The sequence below is a fragment of the Kitasatospora sp. NPDC005856 genome, assembly GCF_040629945.1.
Lineage (GTDB): Bacteria > Actinomycetota > Actinomycetes > Streptomycetales > Streptomycetaceae > Kitasatospora.
This window is the reverse complement of record NZ_JBEXWT010000022.1, coordinates 54,841-72,029: the sequence shown is the minus strand read 5'-3', so window position 1 is coordinate 72,029 and position 17,189 is coordinate 54,841. Positions and strand designations below refer to the sequence as shown.

12 protein-coding genes, 1 tRNA gene, 1 other RNA gene, 1 pseudogene and 1 riboswitch are annotated in these 17,189 nt (G+C 73.2%); of the genes and pseudogenes, 2 read left to right on the top strand and 13 right to left on the bottom strand.

Annotation, left to right across the window (positions count from 1 at the left end):
* Nucleotides 1–74: 74 nt before the first annotated feature.
* Nucleotides 75–389, bottom strand: coding sequence for an SMR family transporter (locus ABZ449_RS16075; RefSeq protein ID WP_360345900.1), 315 nt, complete (start codon nucleotides 387–389; stop codon nucleotides 75–77).
* A gap of 44 nt (nucleotides 390–433) precedes the next feature.
* Nucleotides 434–500, bottom strand: a riboswitch (guanidine-III (ykkC-III) riboswitch).
* An 84-nt stretch (nucleotides 501–584) separates the two neighbouring features.
* Between ABZ449_RS16075 and ABZ449_RS16070 the strand changes: the two genes are divergently transcribed.
* Nucleotides 585–656, top strand: a tRNA-Cys gene (locus ABZ449_RS16070).
* Between the two features lie 84 nt (nucleotides 657–740).
* Here the strand turns inward: ABZ449_RS16070 and ABZ449_RS16065 are convergent.
* The 6 genes and pseudogenes from ABZ449_RS16065 to ABZ449_RS16040 all read right to left on the bottom strand — a co-directional run bounded on the left by ABZ449_RS16065 (nucleotide 741) and on the right by ABZ449_RS16040 (nucleotide 8,106).
* Nucleotides 741–3,068: a xanthine dehydrogenase family protein molybdopterin-binding subunit gene (locus ABZ449_RS16065; RefSeq protein ID WP_360345898.1), complete on the bottom strand. Its 2,328-nt coding sequence runs from the start codon at nucleotides 3,066–3,068 to the stop codon at nucleotides 741–743.
* A gap of 707 nt (nucleotides 3,069–3,775) precedes the next feature.
* A pseudogene (locus ABZ449_RS16060) lies at nucleotides 3,776–4,228 on the bottom strand ((2Fe-2S)-binding protein); the annotation flags it as partial.
* Between the two features lie 77 nt (nucleotides 4,229–4,305).
* Nucleotides 4,306–5,172 carry an FAD binding domain-containing protein gene (locus ABZ449_RS16055; protein ID WP_360345978.1) on the bottom strand — a complete coding sequence of 289 codons (867 nt, stop codon included), beginning with the start codon at nucleotides 5,170–5,172 and terminating at the stop codon, nucleotides 4,306–4,308.
* A gap of 302 nt (nucleotides 5,173–5,474) precedes the next feature.
* Nucleotides 5,475–7,085: a beta-N-acetylhexosaminidase gene (locus ABZ449_RS16050; RefSeq protein ID WP_360345896.1), complete on the bottom strand. Its 1,611-nt coding sequence runs from the start codon at nucleotides 7,083–7,085 to the stop codon at nucleotides 5,475–5,477.
* A 91-nt stretch (nucleotides 7,086–7,176) separates the two neighbouring features.
* On the bottom strand, nucleotides 7,177–7,458 hold the full coding sequence (locus ABZ449_RS16045) for a DUF3039 domain-containing protein (protein WP_360345894.1): 282 nt from the start codon (nucleotides 7,456–7,458) through the stop codon (nucleotides 7,177–7,179).
* Nucleotides 7,459–7,521: 63 nt separating this feature from the next.
* Complete coding sequence (locus ABZ449_RS16040; RefSeq protein ID WP_360345892.1) at nucleotides 7,522–8,106, bottom strand: YqgE/AlgH family protein; 585 nt, start codon at nucleotides 8,104–8,106, stop codon at nucleotides 7,522–7,524.
* Nucleotides 8,107–8,409: 303 nt separating this feature from the next.
* On the opposite strand from ABZ449_RS16040, the gene murA reads away from it, so the two are divergent.
* The gene (murA, locus tag ABZ449_RS16035; protein ID WP_359825725.1) at nucleotides 8,410–9,750 is read left to right on the top strand and encodes a UDP-N-acetylglucosamine 1-carboxyvinyltransferase; all 1,341 of its coding nucleotides are present in this window, start codon (nucleotides 8,410–8,412) and stop codon (nucleotides 9,748–9,750) included.
* A gap of 76 nt (nucleotides 9,751–9,826) precedes the next feature.
* Here murA and ABZ449_RS16030 read toward each other — a convergent pair whose 3' ends face one another.
* From ABZ449_RS16030 to ABZ449_RS16005, 6 genes are all read right to left on the bottom strand, one after another.
* Nucleotides 9,827–10,111 (bottom strand): HU family DNA-binding protein, encoded by a 285-nt coding sequence (locus ABZ449_RS16030; RefSeq protein WP_030242980.1) that lies wholly within the window; start codon nucleotides 10,109–10,111, stop codon nucleotides 9,827–9,829.
* 505 nt (nucleotides 10,112–10,616) lie between these two features.
* Nucleotides 10,617–12,089 carry an NAD-dependent malic enzyme gene (locus ABZ449_RS16025; protein WP_360345890.1) on the bottom strand — a complete coding sequence of 491 codons (1,473 nt, stop codon included), beginning with the start codon at nucleotides 12,087–12,089 and terminating at the stop codon, nucleotides 10,617–10,619.
* Nucleotides 12,090–12,479: 390 nt separating this feature from the next.
* Nucleotides 12,480–14,783: a UvrD-helicase domain-containing protein gene (locus ABZ449_RS16020; protein WP_360345888.1), complete on the bottom strand. Its 2,304-nt coding sequence runs from the start codon at nucleotides 14,781–14,783 to the stop codon at nucleotides 12,480–12,482.
* A 151-nt stretch (nucleotides 14,784–14,934) separates the two neighbouring features.
* Nucleotides 14,935–15,316: a transfer-messenger RNA gene (gene ssrA / locus ABZ449_RS16015) on the bottom strand.
* Between the two features lie 86 nt (nucleotides 15,317–15,402).
* A complete protein-coding gene (smpB, locus tag ABZ449_RS16010; RefSeq protein WP_045695776.1) occupies nucleotides 15,403–15,879 on the bottom strand; it encodes an SsrA-binding protein SmpB in 477 nt (158 codons plus the stop codon).
* 75 nt (nucleotides 15,880–15,954) lie between these two features.
* Nucleotides 15,955–17,091, bottom strand: coding sequence for a S41 family peptidase (locus tag ABZ449_RS16005; protein ID WP_360345886.1), 1,137 nt, complete (start codon nucleotides 17,089–17,091; stop codon nucleotides 15,955–15,957).
* Nucleotides 17,092–17,189 lie beyond the last annotated feature (98 nt).

The following is a 17,189-nucleotide window of genomic DNA, read 5'->3' as shown; positions in this document are numbered from 1 at the left end:
GGTCGGTGATCCCCTGGGTCCCGGGACCTAGGACGGGACGCGGGACGGCGCGCGCGCCGGGCACGCCGCGGGGGTCAGTGCAGCACCTTGAGGCCCACCACGCCGGAGACGATCAGCAGCAGGCAGCCGATCCGGGCCATGGTCACCGGATCCCCCAGGACGGCCATGCCGTAGACCGCGGTCCCGACCGCGCCGATGCCGACCCAGACGGCGTAGCCGGTACCGATCGGAATGGTGCGCATCGCGTACGCCAGGCCGCCCATGCTGAACAGCAGTGCGATGCCGAAGACGAGGCTGGGAACGAGCCGGGTGAAGCCCTTGGACGATTCCAGGGCGACCGCCCACACCGTCTCCAGGAAACCCGAGAGGAGCAGAACGAGCCAGGCCATGACGGTGGTACCTCCGCAGTCCACAGCGGCCGGATTGCCGCTGAACTGCGCCGTCTTGTCGTCACCGGGTACGACGCGCTCGTCCGGGGTGGCGGAAATGACGCCACCTGCATCCGACCGTAGCACACACTGCCACACAGAATTTACAAAAGGGCGTTGACCGTGCTCCCCCGGATCGGCCACCATGAATTCACTGGCCGTGTGCCCGAGTGGCTTAGGGAACCGTCTGCAAAGCGGTGCACGCGGGTTCGATTCCCGCCATGGCCTCGCCGGAAAAGGAATTGCCGGTCGACTCCGAAAGTCGACCGGCAATTCCTTTCTGCTTTTCCCCCTCTTCCCGGGAGCCCCCGGTCAGGAGGTGACGGCGTCCTCCGGCCGGATCGGCAGCCGGCCGACCGGCAGGCCGGTGGCGGCGCGCACGGCCGCGGCGACGGCCGCCGGGGCGACCACCGCGGGAACGGCGCCGACCGCCTTGGCCCCGAACGGGGCCACCACGTCGCGCTCCTCCAGCAGCGCGGCGATCCGCACCTCCGGGGTGTCCAGCGCGGTGGGCAGCCGGTAGCCGGTGAGCGAGGGGTTCTGCAGCACCCCGCCCTCCGTCCGCAGGTCCTCCAGCAGCGCCAGGCCCACGCCCTGGGCCACCCCCGCCTCGATCCGGTCCTCGATCTGGCGCGGGTTCAGCGCCCGGCCGACGTCCTGGGCGACGGTCATCTCGACCACCCGGACCGCACCCAGCTCGATGTCCACGTCCACCACCGCGCGCATCGCGCAGAACGAGATCGAGACGAAGGCGTCGCCCTGCCCGGCCTCGTCCAGCGGCTCGGTGGGGTGCGGGCGGCACTGCGCGGTGGCCCACAGCTCCTTGCCCTCCAGCGCCTCGGCGACCGGCATGCCGAGCACGCCGTCGTACGAGGTGATCTTGCCGTCGGCGATCTGGAGCAGCTCCGCCGACATCCCGAAGTTCGCCGCGATCGGCTGCAGCAGCTGGTGGCGGACCATCAGCGCGGCCCGCTCCACGGCGCCGCCGGAGACCCAGGTGTGCCGGCCGCGGGCGGACGGCCCGGCGATCGACTGGTCGCTGTCGGCCGGGGCGATGTAGACCTCGCTGACGCCCAGCACGGTCTGCACGATCTGCCGGGCCAGCGTCGCGAAGCCCTGCCCGGCGTCGACCGCCGCGCAGATCACCGTGGCGTGGTCGCCGCTGACCCGCACGGTCGCGGTGGAGACCTCGTCCTCGCCCTCGGCGCCCAGCATGTGCACCATGCCGACGGCGTAGCCGATGCCGCGCCGCACCGCCGCCGGATCGCCGGCGCCACCGGGCCCGCCCGGCAGCAGCCACTCGGCGTCCGGGTCGTCCACCGGCAGGGCCGGCAGCGGCTCGGCCGCCACCGCGTCCAGCAGGGCCCGCACCGGCGCCGGGCAGGTGACGGCCTGTCCGGTGGGCAGCGGGTCCCCGGTGGACATCGCGTTGCGGCGGCGGATCTCCACCGGGTCCACGCCGATCCTGGCGGCCAGCTGGTCCAGCTGCGACTCGTACGCGAAGCAGGCCTGCAGGGCGCCCTCGCCGCGCATCCGGCCGGCCGGCGGGTTGTTGGTGCGCACCGCCCAGGCGTCCACGAAGACGTTCGGGCAGACGTACGGGCCGGCGGAGAAGGCCGTCGCGGCGGCCAGCGCCTCGGCGGAGACGTCCGCGTAGGCGCCGCCGTCCAGCAGGATCTGCGCCTCGACCTTCACCAGCGTGCCCTCGGCGTCGGCGTGGTGGCGGTAGCGCAGGAGCGCGGGGTGGCGCGAGGCGTGGGTGTGGAAGGACTCCTCGCGGGTCAGCGTCATCTTCACCGGGCGGCCGGTGCGCAGCGCCAGCAGGGCCAGGGTGACCTGGAACGAGAGGTCCTCGCGGTCGGTGGTGGCGCCGGGCACGCCGGTGACCACCAGCCGGACCCGGTCCGGCTCCAGGCCGAGGCAGGCGGCGGTGCGGTCGCGGTCGCCGTGCGGGTCGGTGGAGGACAGGTGCAGCTCGACGCCGCCGTCCGGGCGGGGCACGGCCAGCCCGGCCTCGGCGCCGAGCGGGGCCGGGTCCTGCCGGCCGACCTGGTAGAGGCCCTCGACGACGATCTCGCCGGCCGCGTCCGGGTCCCCGGTGCGCAGCGGCAGGTGGCGGAACAGGTTGCCGTCCGGGTGCAGCGGCGGCGCGGTGAAGGCCTGCTCCGGGTCGGTGACGGCCTCGAGCGGCTCGTAGTCGACCGCGATCAGGCCGACCGCCAGCCGGGCGGTGTCCGGGTGGTCGGCGGCCACCGCGGCGATCGGCTCGCCGTGGTGGCGCACCACGCCGGCGGCCAGCACCGGCCGGTCGGCGACGATCGGCCCGGCCGGGGCGCCGTCGGGGGTGCCGTCCGGGCCGGGCGGCAGGTCGGCGGCGGTGACCACGGCGTGCACGCCGGGCAGCGCCAGCGCGGCCGAGGTGTCGATGCCGCGGATCCGGGCGTGCGGGTGCGGCGAGCGCAGCACCGCGCCCCACAGCAGCCCCTCGGCCCACAGGTCGGCCGCGTACGGGTAGATGCCGAGCGCCTTGGGCAGCGCGTCGCCGCGCAGCGGGGAGCTGCCCAGGCCGATCGGCTCCGGTGCGCCGCCCTCGCCGCCGTCCTGCTGGAGTGCTGCGCCGATGTCGGTAGGCGACGTCATGATGCGTGGTCGTCCTCGGGGAGCCGGATGCCGTGGGCGGGGGTGGCGCCGTACGGGACGCCGGCCGGGGCGCCGCCCTCGGCCGGGGCACCGTGCGGGTGCGGGTCGACGTACGGGGTGCCGTGCGGCGGCGTGCCGTCGTGGGCGGCGCCGGGCAGCGGGGTTCCGTGCGCGGGGGTGGGCTCGTAGACCGGGGCGTCGTACCCGGTGTCGTAGCCGTTCTGCTGCTGGTGGCCGTCCGGGTAGGGCACGTAGGTGCCGTGCGCGGGGGTGGCCTGGTACGGCTGCTCGGGGTAGCCCTGCGGCGGGTAGTAGACCTGGTCGTCGGCGGCCTGGGCGGGGATGCCGTCCCGGATCGGGGCCAGCACGGTGGTGTCGTACACGCCGGTGTCGTAGCCGCCCTGGGGGTCGCCGTACGGCGACCCGGCCGGGGCCGGCTCGACGGCGTGCTGCCCCGGGTGGTGCTGCGGGTGGTGCTGCTCCGCGGGGTGGGCGACCGGGTGGGCCTCGACGGCCTGCTGCGGGACGTGCTCGATCCAGGCCTCGGCGTCGGCGTAGACCGGCGGCTCGACGGCCTGCCCGGGTTCGACGGGCAGCTCCGCCGCAAGCCCGGCGGACGGCGCGGCGACCGGCTCGCCCGGCGCCTCGGCAGCGGGCCCGGGGGCCTTCGCGGCCTCCTCCGCCTCCTCGGCCTCCAGCGCGCGGGCGTCCGCGACGGTCTGGACGGCGGCCAGCACGCCCCGGTAGCCGGTGCAGCGGCAGAGGTTGCCGCACAGGGCCTGCCGGGCCTCCACCTCGGTGGGCCGGTGGTTGCGCTGGAGCAGGTCGTGCACCGCCATCGCCATGCCGGGGGTGCAGTAGCCGCACTGGACGGCACCGGAGGCCGCCAGCGCCTGCTGGACGTCGCTCGCGCCGCCGGCGGCGGACAGGCCCTCGACGGTGTTGATCTCGCTGTCGGCGGCCAGCGCGGCGGGCACCAGGCAGCCGGCCACCAGCTGGCCGTCCACCTGCACCGAGCAGGCCCCGCACTCGCCCTGCTCGCAGCCGTCCTTGGCACCGGCCAGGCCGAGCCGCTCGCGCAGCACGTAGAGCAGGCTCTCGCCGATCCAGGCGTCGGTGACGGGCCGTTCGAAACCGTTGACCCGCAGCGTGTACGAGGCGCACGGGCGCAACTCGCGGCTGACCTGCGGGGAGAGGCCGAGCGGGTCGGCGTCCAGGGTCTCGATGGGGTCTGTGGTCACTTCAGCGCCCTTCCCAGTGCCCGTCGGGCCAGCACCGATACGGTACGCCGCAACCGGACCGCGGCCGCGGTCGGCCCCTCGGTCACGGCCTCCCAGGCGCCCTCGGCGCCGTAGTCGTCGGGGACGCAGGCGGCGGCCACGTACTCGCCGAAGGCGGCGGTCGCGGCCGGGTCGATCTCCCGGCTGCCGTCCCAGTCGATGCAGCCGGCCACCCAGGCCTCGGCCTCCAGCGGGCGCAGCGGCACCGGGGCGACGGCCCCGACGGCGCAGCGCACCGAGCGCCGGGCCGGGTCGAGGACGAGGGCCACGGAGGCGGTGGCGCGGGCCGGGCCGCTGCGGCCGGTGGCCTTGAGGAAGACCTGCGGGGCGTGCAGCAGCGGGACGCGCACCCAGGTGAGCAGTTCGCCGGGGCGCACCGGGTCGAGCCCGGTGAGCAGGTGACTGACCGGCACCTCGCGGGTGCCCCCGGCCCGGGCCAGGGTGACGCTGGCCTCCAGCGCGGTGAGCACCGGGAGGGTGTCGCCGGCCGACGCGGCGGTGACGATGTTCCCGCCGAGGGTGCCGACGTTGCGGACCTGCGGCGGGCCGGCGGTGCGGGCGGCGTCGGCGAGCGCGGGGATGAGCGCGGCGAAGTCGGGGCGGTCCATCCGGGCGTGGGTGAGTCCGGCGCCGAGCACGGCGGTGCCGCCGTCCTCGTAGCGCCAGCCGCGCAGTTCGGTGATCCGGCCGAGGCCGACCAGGGCGGCGGGCCGCAAACGGCCGGCGTTGACGGCCTCCATCAGGTCGGTGGCTCCGGCCACCGGTACCGCGGCCGGGGCGGCGGCCAGCGCGTCGACGGCCTCGTCGAGGGAGGCCGGCAGCATGATCGTCCGGTTCACCTGGGTCCCACCGTGCTCCACTTGCTCATCGATCGCCTGCCGCCCGCCGGCCTTCGGCCGTGCCGTCCTGCGTCAGCAGCCCGGCCTGGCCCGTAGGGTACGGGCGATCGGGCCGGGTTGGGCAACTCTGGCACACAATGCTCGATGATCATTTCGGGACCGGTGAACGGGACTGCCCGATTGGGACTGATACCGGGCGGTATCTGCCCCGACCCGCTCCGGGCCAGGGCAGATGTTCATCAGTTCTTGACGTCGGACGACCGCTCAGAAGTTCCCCGCGAGTAGGACTAACGGACCGGCGGCGGCCCCTCGATCGGCCGGCCGACGACTCCGGGCCGGCGCTGCCACGGGTGCGGACCGTCCGCCGGGCGGTACTCCACGCCGAGCGCGTCCAGCACCCCGAGGTGCGCCGTCAGCCGCCGCTCGAAACCGGCGAAGTCCCGCTCGGCCGGCTCCGCGGGCAGCTCGGACCAGGCGACCTCGGCGAAGGCGACCAGCCGGGGGAAGGCCCGGTAGTCGATGTCCCGGGCGCTGTCCATGAACTCGCTCCACAGGTTGGCCTGGGTGCCGATCACGTGCCGGGCGGCGGCCTCGTCCAGCTGCTTCGGGACCGGCTCGAACCGGTAGACGTCCTCCAGGGTGCGCACGAAACCGACCGGGATCGGCTCGTCCGGTCCGTCCGCCTGCCGGTGGTCGAAGTAGACGTGCTGCTCGGGGCACATCACCACGTCGTGCCCGGCCTTCGCGGCGGCGATCCCGCCGCCGAAGCCGCGCCAGGAGGAGACGGCGGCGCCCGGCGCGAGCCCGCCCTCCAGGATCTCGTCCCAGCCGATCAGCCGGCGGCCGCGCTCGGCCAGCCAGCCGTCGAAGTGCCGGATGAGGTGACTCTGCAGTTCGTCCTCGTTGGCCAGGCCCAGCTCGCGTATCCGCGCCTGCGCGGCGGCACTGTCCTTCCACTGCTCCTTGGGGCACTCGTCGCCGCCGAGGTGGATGAACTCGGACGGGAAGAGCTCCAGGACCTCCTCCAGCACGCCCTCGAAGAAGCGCAGGGTCTCCTCGGAGGCGTTGAGCACGTTGTGGCTCACCCCCCAGTCGGTCCAGACCCCGAGCCCGGCGGTGTCCACCACGTCGGTGTTGCCCAGCTCGGGGTAGGCGGCGACGGCGGCCTGGGTGTGGCCGGGCAGGTCGATCTCCGGGACGACGGTGACCCCTCGGGCGGCCGCGTAGGCGACGATCTCGCGCAGGTCGTCCTGGGTGTAGTAGCCGCCGTGCGGGCGGTCGTCGCGGCGCTGTGCGGCCCGGTACCCGACCATCGAGCGCTCCCGCCAGGAGCCGTGCCCGGTCAGCCTCGGGTAGCGCTTGATCTCGACCCGCCAGCCCTGGTCGTCGGTCAGGTGCAGGTGCAGCACGTTGAGCTTGTGCGCGGCCAGCAGGTCGACGAAGCGCAGCACGTCCGACTTGGGCAGGAAGTGCCGGGCGACGTCGAGCAGCGCGCCGCGCCAGCCGAACCGGGGGGCGTCCGCGATGTCGGCGCCGGGCAGCACCCAGCCCTCGCGGCGCAGCGGCGAGCGGCGGTAGGCGTCCGGCCCGAGCAGCTGCCGCAGGGTCTGCGCGCCCCACAGGGCGCCGGCCGGGCCTCCCGCGGCGATCAGGGCGTGGCCGGGGCGCACCGTGATCCGGTACGCCTCGGCGGCGAGCTCCGCGTCCTCGACCAGCTCGATGCCCGACCCCGGCCGGCCCGGGCCGAGCGGCAGTCCGGTGGCGGCGGACAGCGTGGCCCGCAGCCAGCGCTCGGCGTCGGCCAGCGCGGGGGGCGCGGTCAGCGTGGTGGCGGCGTCGAGCGGGTAGTCCTCGTCCGGGCGGCGGGCGGCACTCGAAGGTGCGGGAATGAGGTCCATTCCGACATCCTGCCCACCCCCGAACGATTGGCATAGACCACCGGGGCAACGGGGGTGCTATGCAAAACGGCGTTGCGCGGAGCGCCGCGGACTACTTCTTGTTGTCGCCGTCGCCGCCCTGCGGCTTGCCGATGCCGTCGTAGATCTCCTTGCACATCGGGCAGACCGGGTACTTCTTCGGGTCGCGCCCGGGCACCCACACCTTGCCGCAGAGCGCCACCACGGGAGACCCGGAGAGCGCGCTCTCCATGATCTTGTCCTTCTGGACGTAGTGCGCGAAGCGCTCGTGGTCGCCGTCCCCGTTGGACACCTGCGGGACGGGCTCGACCAGGGTGCCGGTGCCGAGGCCGCGCTCGGGCTCAAGAGTGCTCATGGGTGCCAAGTCTATGGGGGCCTCCGGAAACCGGGCCAGTATCGCGGCGCGGGGCCGGGCGGCTCAGTTCATCGTCGGGTCGTCGGGGTAGGTCGCCAGCAGGGCGAGCGGGCCGCGCTGGCGGCGCAGCACCGAGCGCCAGAGCCGCTCCGGCTCGGGGCTGGAGACGTCCCCGGGCTCGCAGTCCACCAGGTACCAGGCACCGCTCTCCAGCTCCGCCTCCAGCTGTCCCGGCGACCAGCCGGCGTACCCGGCGAAGATCCGCAGGCTGCCCAGTTCGCCGGCCAGCACCTCCGGCGGCGCCTCCAGGTCCACCAGGCCGATCGCGCCGTGCACCCGGCGCCAGCCGAGCGGCTCGCCGGTGCCCGGCTCCCCCGGCGCCACCGCGAGGCCGAGCGCCGAGTCCAGCGCCACCGGGCCGCCCTGGAACACCACGGCGGGCTGTCCGACGAGTCTGTTCCAGCCGTCCAGCACACTTCCCACCTCGACCGGTGTCGGCCGGTTGAGGACCACGCCGAGCGCCCCCTCGACGTCGTGGTCGAGGAGCAGCACCACCGCCCGCGCGAAGTTCGGGTCGGTGAGCAGGGGCGTCGCGACGAGCAGACAGCCGGTGTGGGACCGGCCTTCGTGCGAATGGGCCGCCGTCATGCCCACATGATCCCGCAGAACGGCACCGCTCGGACACCGCAACACCCGGAAACCCGGCACGCCGGACGAACACCCGTACGGCCGCACCGGCGGGCGGCCTCGGGCCCGGAGAGAGCACCATCACGGGAGAGGCTCACGGGAACCAACGGAGCGCCTACTACCATCTACGTCTGGTGGACGCCCTTATACGGTGCCGACTCGGTTTCGCCGGGGGCCCGAACGCGCCCGTACGACCGGTCCACCACCGGCTCTCTCCCGGAGCCTTCCTCCCCGACTCCTCTGGCACCCCGGATTGCGAGAACGATGACCGACGACGTCCTGCTGGTCCATGGCGGAAACCCGCTCGAAGGCGAGATCCGCGTCCGCGGTGCGAAGAACCTGGTGCCCAAGGCCATGGTCGCCGCCCTCCTCGGGCAGGGGCCCAGCAGACTGCGCAACGTCCCGGACATCCGCGACGTCAAGGTGGTCCGCGGCCTGCTGCAGCTGCACGGCGTGACCGTGCGCACCGGTGACGAGGACGGCGAGCTGATCCTCGACCCCTCGCACGTCGAGAGCGCCAACGTCGCCGACATCGACGCCCACGCCGGCTCCTCGCGGATCCCGATCCTGTTCTGCGGCCCGCTGCTGCACCGCCTCGGCCACGCCTTCATCCCCGGCCTCGGCGGCTGCGACATCGGCGGCCGCCCCGTCGACTTCCACTTCGAGGTGCTGCGCCAGTTCGGCGCCACCATCGAGAAGCACCCGCAGGGCACCTACCTGGTCGCCCCGCAGCGGCTGCGCGGCACCAAGATCGAGCTGCCCTACCCCTCGGTCGGCGCGACCGAGCAGGTGCTGCTGACGGCCGTCCTCGCCGAGGGCGTCACCGAGCTGCGCAACGCGGCCATCGAGCCGGAGATCGTCGACCTGATCTGCGTGCTGCAGAAGATGGGCGCGATCATCACGCTGGGCACCGACCGGACGATCCTGATCACCGGCGTCGACGAGCTGAACGGCTACAACCACCGCGCGCTGCCGGACCGCCTGGAGGCGGCCTCCTGGGCCTGCGCGGCGCTGGCCACCAAGGGCGACATCTACGTCCGCGGGGCCCGCCAGCTCGAGATGATGACCTTCCTGAACACCTTCCGGAAGGTCGGCGGCGCCTTCGAGGTGGACGACGAGGGCATCCGCTTCTGGCACCCGGGCGGCGAGCTCAAGGCGATCGCCCTGGAGACCGACGTGCACCCGGGCTTCCAGACCGACTGGCAGCAGCCGCTGGTGGTCGCGCTGACCCAGGCCACGGGCCTGTCCATCGTCCACGAGACGGTGTACGAGTCGCGGCTCGGCTTCACCGGCGCGCTGAACCAGATGGGCGCGCACATCCAGCTCTACCGCGAGTGCCTGGGCGGCACCCCGTGCCGCTTCGGCGCCCGCAACTTCCTGCACTCCGCGGTCGTCTCCGGCCCGTCCAAGCTGATCGGCTCCGAGCTGGTCATCCCGGACCTGCGCGGCGGCTTCTCGTACCTGATCGCGGCGCTGGCGGCCGAGGGCACCTCGACCGTGCACGGCATCGACCTGATCAACCGCGGCTACGAGAACTTCATGGACAAGCTGCGCGACCTGGGCGCCCACGTCGAGCTGCCCAGCGAGCAGCTGGTCGACGCCTGACGGTCCGCCCGCGGCAACGGCGAGAGGCCGGGCTCCCCAGCGGGGAGCCCGGCCTCTCGGGCGTTCAAGGGGTGGCTCAGGCAGCGCCCTTGGCGGCTTCCTTCAGCTTGGAGCCGGCGCTCACCTTGGCGCTGTAGCCCGCGGCGATCTGGATCGGCTCGCCGGTCTGCGGGTTGCGGGCGGTGCGGGCGGCACGGTGGGTGCGCTCGAAGGTCAGGAAACCGGGGATGGTGACCTTCTCGTCGCCCTTGGCGACGACCTCGCCGACGATCTCGGCGAAGGCGGCCAGAACGGCGTCGGCGTCCTTGCGGGTCACCTCGGCGCGCTCGGACAGCGCGGCCACCAGCTCACTGCGGTTCATGTGTACTCCTGTGGTCTGTTCGCTTGCGGTGCGCGGGGGCCCATCGGTGCTCCCACCGGGGGGCACCCGGATGGGCCGCAGGTCCGCACACTGTGCTCATGCAGGCAATGCGTGGTCGCAGGCCGGGTCCGCACCCGATGCCGCGCGCCTGAGCCGTCGAAGGCCCCCGCCCGCCTGGGTACGAATCCTGCCCCGACCGGCCCCGAGAAAGCCAATCGGGCCCCGGCCGAGCCACCCGAACCTCGCCCGCCCGTTGGAGGTGTGACGCTCCGTCGGCTCCGGCGGACCGGGCGCGGGCGGCGGTCGGGACGACACGCCGGAAGACCAGGGGGACGTTCCGTACTTGTCGGACACGCCTGCCCCGTGCAGGGCTACGGTACGCCCTACGACTGACAAGCCCAAACACGCCCCTCGCCCTTGTGTCGCAAGGGTTCGGGGCGGACTGGGCGGGCATGGTCACTATTCGCACATTTGAGCGATCTGCGACACGTCGCCCGACCTGCCGTCAGAGCTTGACGGTGGGGAACGCGGAGGTGTCGAGGGTGCCGACGATGCCGGGGGTCGGACGGGCCGGCGCGCGGTCCTCCTGGGGCCCCGCCAGGGCCGCCTCGCGCACCGCGGAGGCGACGGTCTTGGCGACGTCCTTGTGGAACACGCTCGGGATGATGTAGTTGGCGTTCAGCTCGTCGTCGGCCACGGTGGTGGCCAGCGCCCGGGCGGCGGCGATCATCATCTCCGTGTTGACGGTGCGGCTCTGGGCGTCCAGCAGGCCGCGGAAGACGCCCGGGAAGACCAGCACGTTGTTGATCTGGTTCGGGAAGTCGCTGCGGCCGGTGGCGACCACGGCGGCGGTCTGCCGGGCGACACCCGGGTCGACCTCCGGGTCCGGGTTGGCCAGCGCGAAGACGATCGAGTCCTCGGCCATGGTGGCCAGGTCGTCGCCGTCCAGGACGTTCGGGGCCGAGACGCCGATGAAGACGTCGGCGCCCGCCACGGCCTCCTTGAGGCTGCCGGTGCGGCCCGAGCGGTTGGTGTGCTCGGCGATCCAGCGCAGGTTCTCGTTGAGGTCCCCGCGGCCCAGGTGGACCACGCCGTGCACGTCCGCCACGGTGGCGTGCTCGACGCCGGCCGCCATCAGCAGCTTGAGGATCGCGGTGCCGGCGGCGCCGGCGCCCGACATCACCACGCGGATGTCGCCGATCCGCTTGCCGACCACCTTCAGCGCGTTGGTGAGGGCGGCCAGCACCACGATCGCGGTGCCGTGCTGGTCGTCGTGGAAGACCGGGATGTCCAGGGCCTCGCGCAGCCGGGCCTCGATCTCGAAGCAGCGCGGCGCGGAGATGTCCTCCAGGTTGATCCCGGCGAAGCCCGGGGCGATCGCCTTGACGATGGCGACGATCTCGTCGGTGTCCTGGGTGTCCAGGCAGATCGGCCAGGCGTCGATCCCGGCGAAGCGCTTGAACAGGGCCGCCTTGCCCTCCATGACGGGCAGCGCGGCCTCCGGGCCGATGTTGCCCAGGCCCAGCACCGCCGAGCCGTCGGTGACCACGGCGACACTGTTGCGCTTGATGGTCAGGCGACGGGCGTCCTCGGGGTTCTCCGCGATCGCCATGCAGACCCGGGCGACACCCGGGGTGTAGATCATGCTCAGGTCGTCACGGTTGCGGATCGGCAGCTTCGAGGACATCTCGATCTTGCCGCCGAGGTGCATCAGGAAGGTGCGGTCCGAGACCTTGCCGATCGACACGCCGTCGATCGCGCGCAGCTTCTCGACGATCTCCTCGCCGTGCGCGACCGAGGAGGCCGCCACCGTGACGTCGATCCGCAGCGCCTCCAGGCCGGAGGCGGTGACGTCGAGACCGGTCACCGAGCCGCCGGAGGACTCCACGGCCGTGGTGATCGCACTGACGGCGTTGCCCCGGGCCGGGACCTCCAGCCGTACCGTGATCGAGTTGGAGACACTGGGCACCGTCGCCATCGACGCTTCCTTCTTCCGTCTGATCCCGCAGGTTCAACATTTTGTTGAAGGCATCGCCTGCGCATGCTGGACCTCGATCGTCGCACCTTCCAAGGGGTAGCCAGAAATAACGTTCATTGAGTGTGCGGACCCGACAATCACACCCGACGGCCGCCGGTCCCCGCCACTCGCTCCTTGCCTCTCCGGGCCGATGCGTTACATTGGACGGGACACCGGCTCGATCCAAGCCCCCGGGCCCAACCTTCGTCCCTTCGAGGGACCACTTGCCGCGAGGCGAGCATGGCGGGTCGGTGTCGTAAACGTCTGAAGGCCCCTCACCAGCCGGTGAGGGGCCTTCTTCCGTCGGGCCCCACGGGCCCCGCCGGAGTCCGACGGGGCCCGTAGGGGCCGTCAGCCGTGCAGCAGCGCGGGCACGCCGGCCGCGTCCGGCAGGTCGTCCGGGCCGGAGAGCACGGTCAGCCGCTGGGTCGCCCGGGTCAGCGCCACGTACAGCACCCGCAGCCCGGCCTCCGACTCGCCGGCGATGCCGGTCGGGTCGGCCACCACGGTCGCGTCGTACTCCAGGCCCTTGGCCTCCAGGCTGCCCAGCGCCACCACGCGCCCGCCCAGGCCCTCGGCCCAGCCGGCCGCCTCGTCCCGGCGGTCCATCGGCACCACGATCGCCACGGTGCCGTCCACCTCGGCCAGCAGCCGCTCCAGCTCGGCCCGGGCGGCCTTGCCGAAGGCCGCCGGCCCGGGGTCCGTGGTGGCCGCGAAGCGCGGCTCCACGCCGACGCGGCGCACCGCACTCGGCGACGGGGTGCCCGGCGCGGCCAGCGCCAGCACCTTCGCCGCGACCTCGGCGATCTCGGCCGGGTTGCGGTAGTTCACGGTCAGCGTGAAGCGGCGGCGCGGCTTGCCGGAGAGCACCTCGTCCAGCGCGGCCTGGGCCTCCTGCGGGAACGGCCAGGAGGACTGCGCCGGGTCGCCGACGATCGTCCAGGTGGCCATCCGGGCCCGGCGGCCGATCATCCGCCACTGCATCGGGGTGAGGTCCTGGGCCTCGTCCACGATGATGTGCGCGTACTCCTTGCGCTCGACCGGCTGGCGGTCGCGCTGACGGGTGCTGCGGTCGGCGAAGGTGGTGACCTCCTCCAGGCCGCTCAGCAGGTCCACCGCGTCCACCTCGCGGACCTTCGGGCGGGCCGGCTCCCCGAGCAGCACCTGGAGCTCGTCGATCAGCGCCACGTCGTGCGCGGACAGCGCGCCCTCGCCCCCCGCGGACAGGTGGCGCCAGGAGGCGGCCAGCAGCCGGGCCTCGTCCGGGGTGACGGCGCGGCGGGCGATCCGGTTGGTGTGACGGTGCTGGCGCAGCGTGCCGAGCACCCCGCGCGGGGTCAGCGCCGGCCACCAGGCGTCCAGGAAGTCCAGGAACGACGCCTCGTCCGAGACGTACTCGTCGAAGGACTCCTTCTCCTCCTGGCGCTGCTCGCGGGCGTAGTGGTCGGCGGGCTTCGGCAGGTCCCTGGTGGCCTGCTGCCACAGGGCGTCCAGCAGCAGCCTGCGGGCACGCGGGCGCAGCAGGTTCAGCGGGGTGCCGCCGGAGCCCACCACGTTGCCGCGCACGGCCTTCAGCCGGGAGGCGTCCAGCTTCAGCACCTCGCCGCGGGCGACGACCTTCAGCTCCTGCGGCGCGCCCAGCTCCAGCGCCGCGCGGGCGGCCCGGCGCAGCAGCTGCACCATCCGGCCCGAGCCCTTGACCCGGGCCGCCTCGGGGGTGTCGTAGGTGCCCGCCTCGATGCCGTCCACCAGCGAGCCGACCGCCCGGATGGCGACCTGGCCCTCCTCGCCCAGCGCGGGCAGCACGCCCTCGGTGTAGGAGACCAGCAGCGGGGTCGGCGAGACCACCAGGATGCCCCCGGCGTAGCGGCGGCGGTCCTGGTAGAGCAGGTAGGCGGCGCGGTGCAGGGCGACGGCGGTCTTGCCGGTGCCCGGGCCTCCGGTGACCAGGGTGGCGCCCGCGGCGGCGGCGCGGATCACCTCGTCCTGCTCCTTCTGGATGGAGGAGACGATGTCGCGCATCGAGTGGCTGCGGGCGCGGCCCAGCGAGGCCATCAGCGCGCCGTCGCCGACCACGGCCAGCTCCTCGCCGTCCAGGGTCGGGGCGAGGTCCGGACGCAGCAGGTCGTCCTCGACGCCGATCACCTTGCGGCCCTTGGAGCGGATCACCCGGCGGCGGATCACCCGGCCCGGCTCGACCGGGGTGGCGCGGTAGAACGGGGCGGCGGCGGGCGCGCGCCAGTCGATCACCAGCGGGCCGTACTCGGCGTCCAGCACGCCCAGCCGGCCGATGTGGAGGGTCTCGGCGACGGCCGGGTCGGCCGGGTCGAGCGGAGTGTTCGACGGGATGCCGTGCTCCTCCGGGGCGTCCGCCCGCTGGAGGTCGATCCGGCCGAACAGGAAGTCCTCGAACTCGCTGTTCAGTCGCTGGAGGTGGGCGCCGGCCCGGTAGACCTGGGCGTCGCGTTCGGCGAGCGCGCCGGGGGTGCCGACCTGGACCCGCTTGGCGGCGTCCTCCAGGATGTACTCGGCCTCGGCGAGCTTCTCCTCCAACCGGTGGTAGACGGTGTCGAGGTGCTGCTGCTCACCGGCGATCTCGCGCGTGCGGACGGTCTCGTGATCGGCCGTGGGGGTGGTGTCCTTGTTGCTCTGCATGGCCTCGGTGGTTGCGGCGGAATCCGGCTCCGGAAAACGAGCGGACGGATGATCCTACGCCGCCGCCCCCGGGCCGCGCTGCTCCGGAACGTACAAAAGTCGAAGGCCGCCCTCCGCTGAGCGGAGGACGGCCTTCGGTGTGAACATGGGGTGGTGGAGATGCCGGGAATCGAACCCGGGTCCAGTGGAGTTAATTCAGGGCTTCTCCGAGCGCAGTCCGCTGCGCTTTTCTCGGCCCTGGCGGTCACACGGACAAGCCGCCAACAGGCCCAGCTGCTGTTTGATTTCCCATCCACCCTCGCAGCCCGGGTGGACGGTTGAGTTCCCTAGATTATGCCAGGGTCCGGGTCGGGAACTCCCCGGTCTGACACCCAAGCGCTATCGGTGCTTATTAGGCAGCGAGAGCGAACTGCTGGGAATCGCGCTTAGAGTTGGCGATTATTTTTTTGCGACACGTGGTTTACGAGATCATTGCCGCGTTCCTCGGCTCGCTTCCCCTGTTTCAACATCCCCTGTCGAAACCGATCATCCCCATGTTTTTTTGAGAAACAGCTCGGACGGCGATCGTCCGTGTTGCTGGCGCCATAGTACGCGAGGCGACGGGCGAGGGTCCAGCGGATTAACCCTGGCGTCGGCGGGCCGCCGCCACGGCGCGGGCCGTCTCGCGGGTGTCCTGCTTCTCGCGCAGCGTCTGGCGCTTGTCGTAGAGCTTCTTGCCGACGGCGAGCGCCAGTTCGAGCTTCACCCGGCCGTCCTTGAAGTACAGCGAGAGCGGGACCAGGGTGTGGCCCGCGTCGCGGACCTTGGTCTCGATCTTGCGGATCTCCAGCTTGTGCAGCAGCAGCTTGCGCTTGCGCCGGGCCGCGTGGTTGGTCCACGTCCCCTGGGTGTACTCGGGGATGAAGACGTTGTCGATCCACGCCTCGTGGTTCTGGATGTAGGCGTAGCCGTCGACCAGGTTGGCCCGCCCCTCGCGCAGCGACTTGACCTCGGTGCCGGTGAGCACGAGGCCGCACTCGTAGGTGTCGAGGATCGTGTACTCGTGTCGCGCCTTCTTGTTCTGCGCGATCAGCTTCTGTCCGGTTTCCTTTGCCATAACCCGGTCATTCTCGCACTTCGGCACCGGATGGGGCAGCTGCTTTAGGGGCCGTCCGGCGGATCCCCGCCGACCTCAGGCGCGGGTGCCCAGCCCCGCGAGGACCCGCAGGGCGAGCTCGTCGGCCTCCTCCCCCGAACCGGCCGGGACGTCGGGGGTCAGGCCGGTGCCGTCCGGGGAGCGCCCGGCCGGGGTGTAGTAGCGGCCGACGGTCAGCTCCAGCACGGCGCCGTCGGCGAGCCGGCTGGGCTGCTGGACGGTGCCCTTGCCGAAGGTCCGCGAGCCCACCACCACGGCGCGGCTGCGGTCCTGGAGCGCGCCGGCGAGCAGCTCGGCGGCGCTCATCGTGCCGCCGTCCACCAGCAGCACCAGCGGGGTGCGCTGGTCACCGCCGGGCGGGGCCGTCAACTCCCTGGTCTCGCCGCGCTCCTGGTACGAGCCGACCGTTCCGCCGTCCAGGAAGATCCCGGCGGTGCCGGCCGCCTCGTCGACCAACCCGCCGGAATTGCCGCGCAGATCGAGCACCACGCCGGTGTGCGGGGCCCGCAGCGCGGCGCGCACCTGGTCGGCCACGCCGCTGGTGAAGGCGCGCACCGTCACCCGCAGCACGCCCTTGTCCAGCTGCTCCGCGGTGACCTGCCGGGTGTCCAGCAGCACGCGCCGCAGCCGCAGTTCGCGTTCCTCCCCCGCGCCGCGCCGGACGGCCAGGGTGACCTCCGAGCCGGCCCGGCGCTCCTCGCCCCGGCCGCGCAGCCGCGCGACCACCTCGGTGACCGGCAGGTGGTCGGCCTGGTCCTGGCCGATCCGCACCAGCCGGTCGCCCGGGGCGATCCCGGCGGCGGCGGCCGGCCCGCCGGGCGCGACCTGGGAGACCTCGGTGACGCCGTCCTGGCCGCGGCCGACGGAGAGGCCGACACCCGGGTAGCGGCCGTCCAGGCCCTGGCTGAACTCCGCGTACTCCCGGGCGCTGTAGTACGCGCCCCAGCGGTCGCCGCCGGCCGCCAGCAGGTGCTCGGCCTGCTGCTCCGACAGGGCTGTGCCGGCCGGGTCCGCCGGGAGCCCGCCGGTGGGCCGGGCGGTGTCGGCGGAGGGGCGGTGCGACGGGTCGCCCGGGTCGCCCCAGGCACCGGTGGCCGCGCCGGCCAGCAGCACGGCGCCGAACACCAGGCTGAGCACGGTCACCTGGCGGGCCCTGCGCGGAGTTTGCAGCATGGCACCGGAGTGTAGACACCGCTCCGCGCGGGACGAACCGGAACGCAGGGGCCCGGAACGCCGACGGCCCCGTACGGCGCAGTGCCGTACGGGGCCGT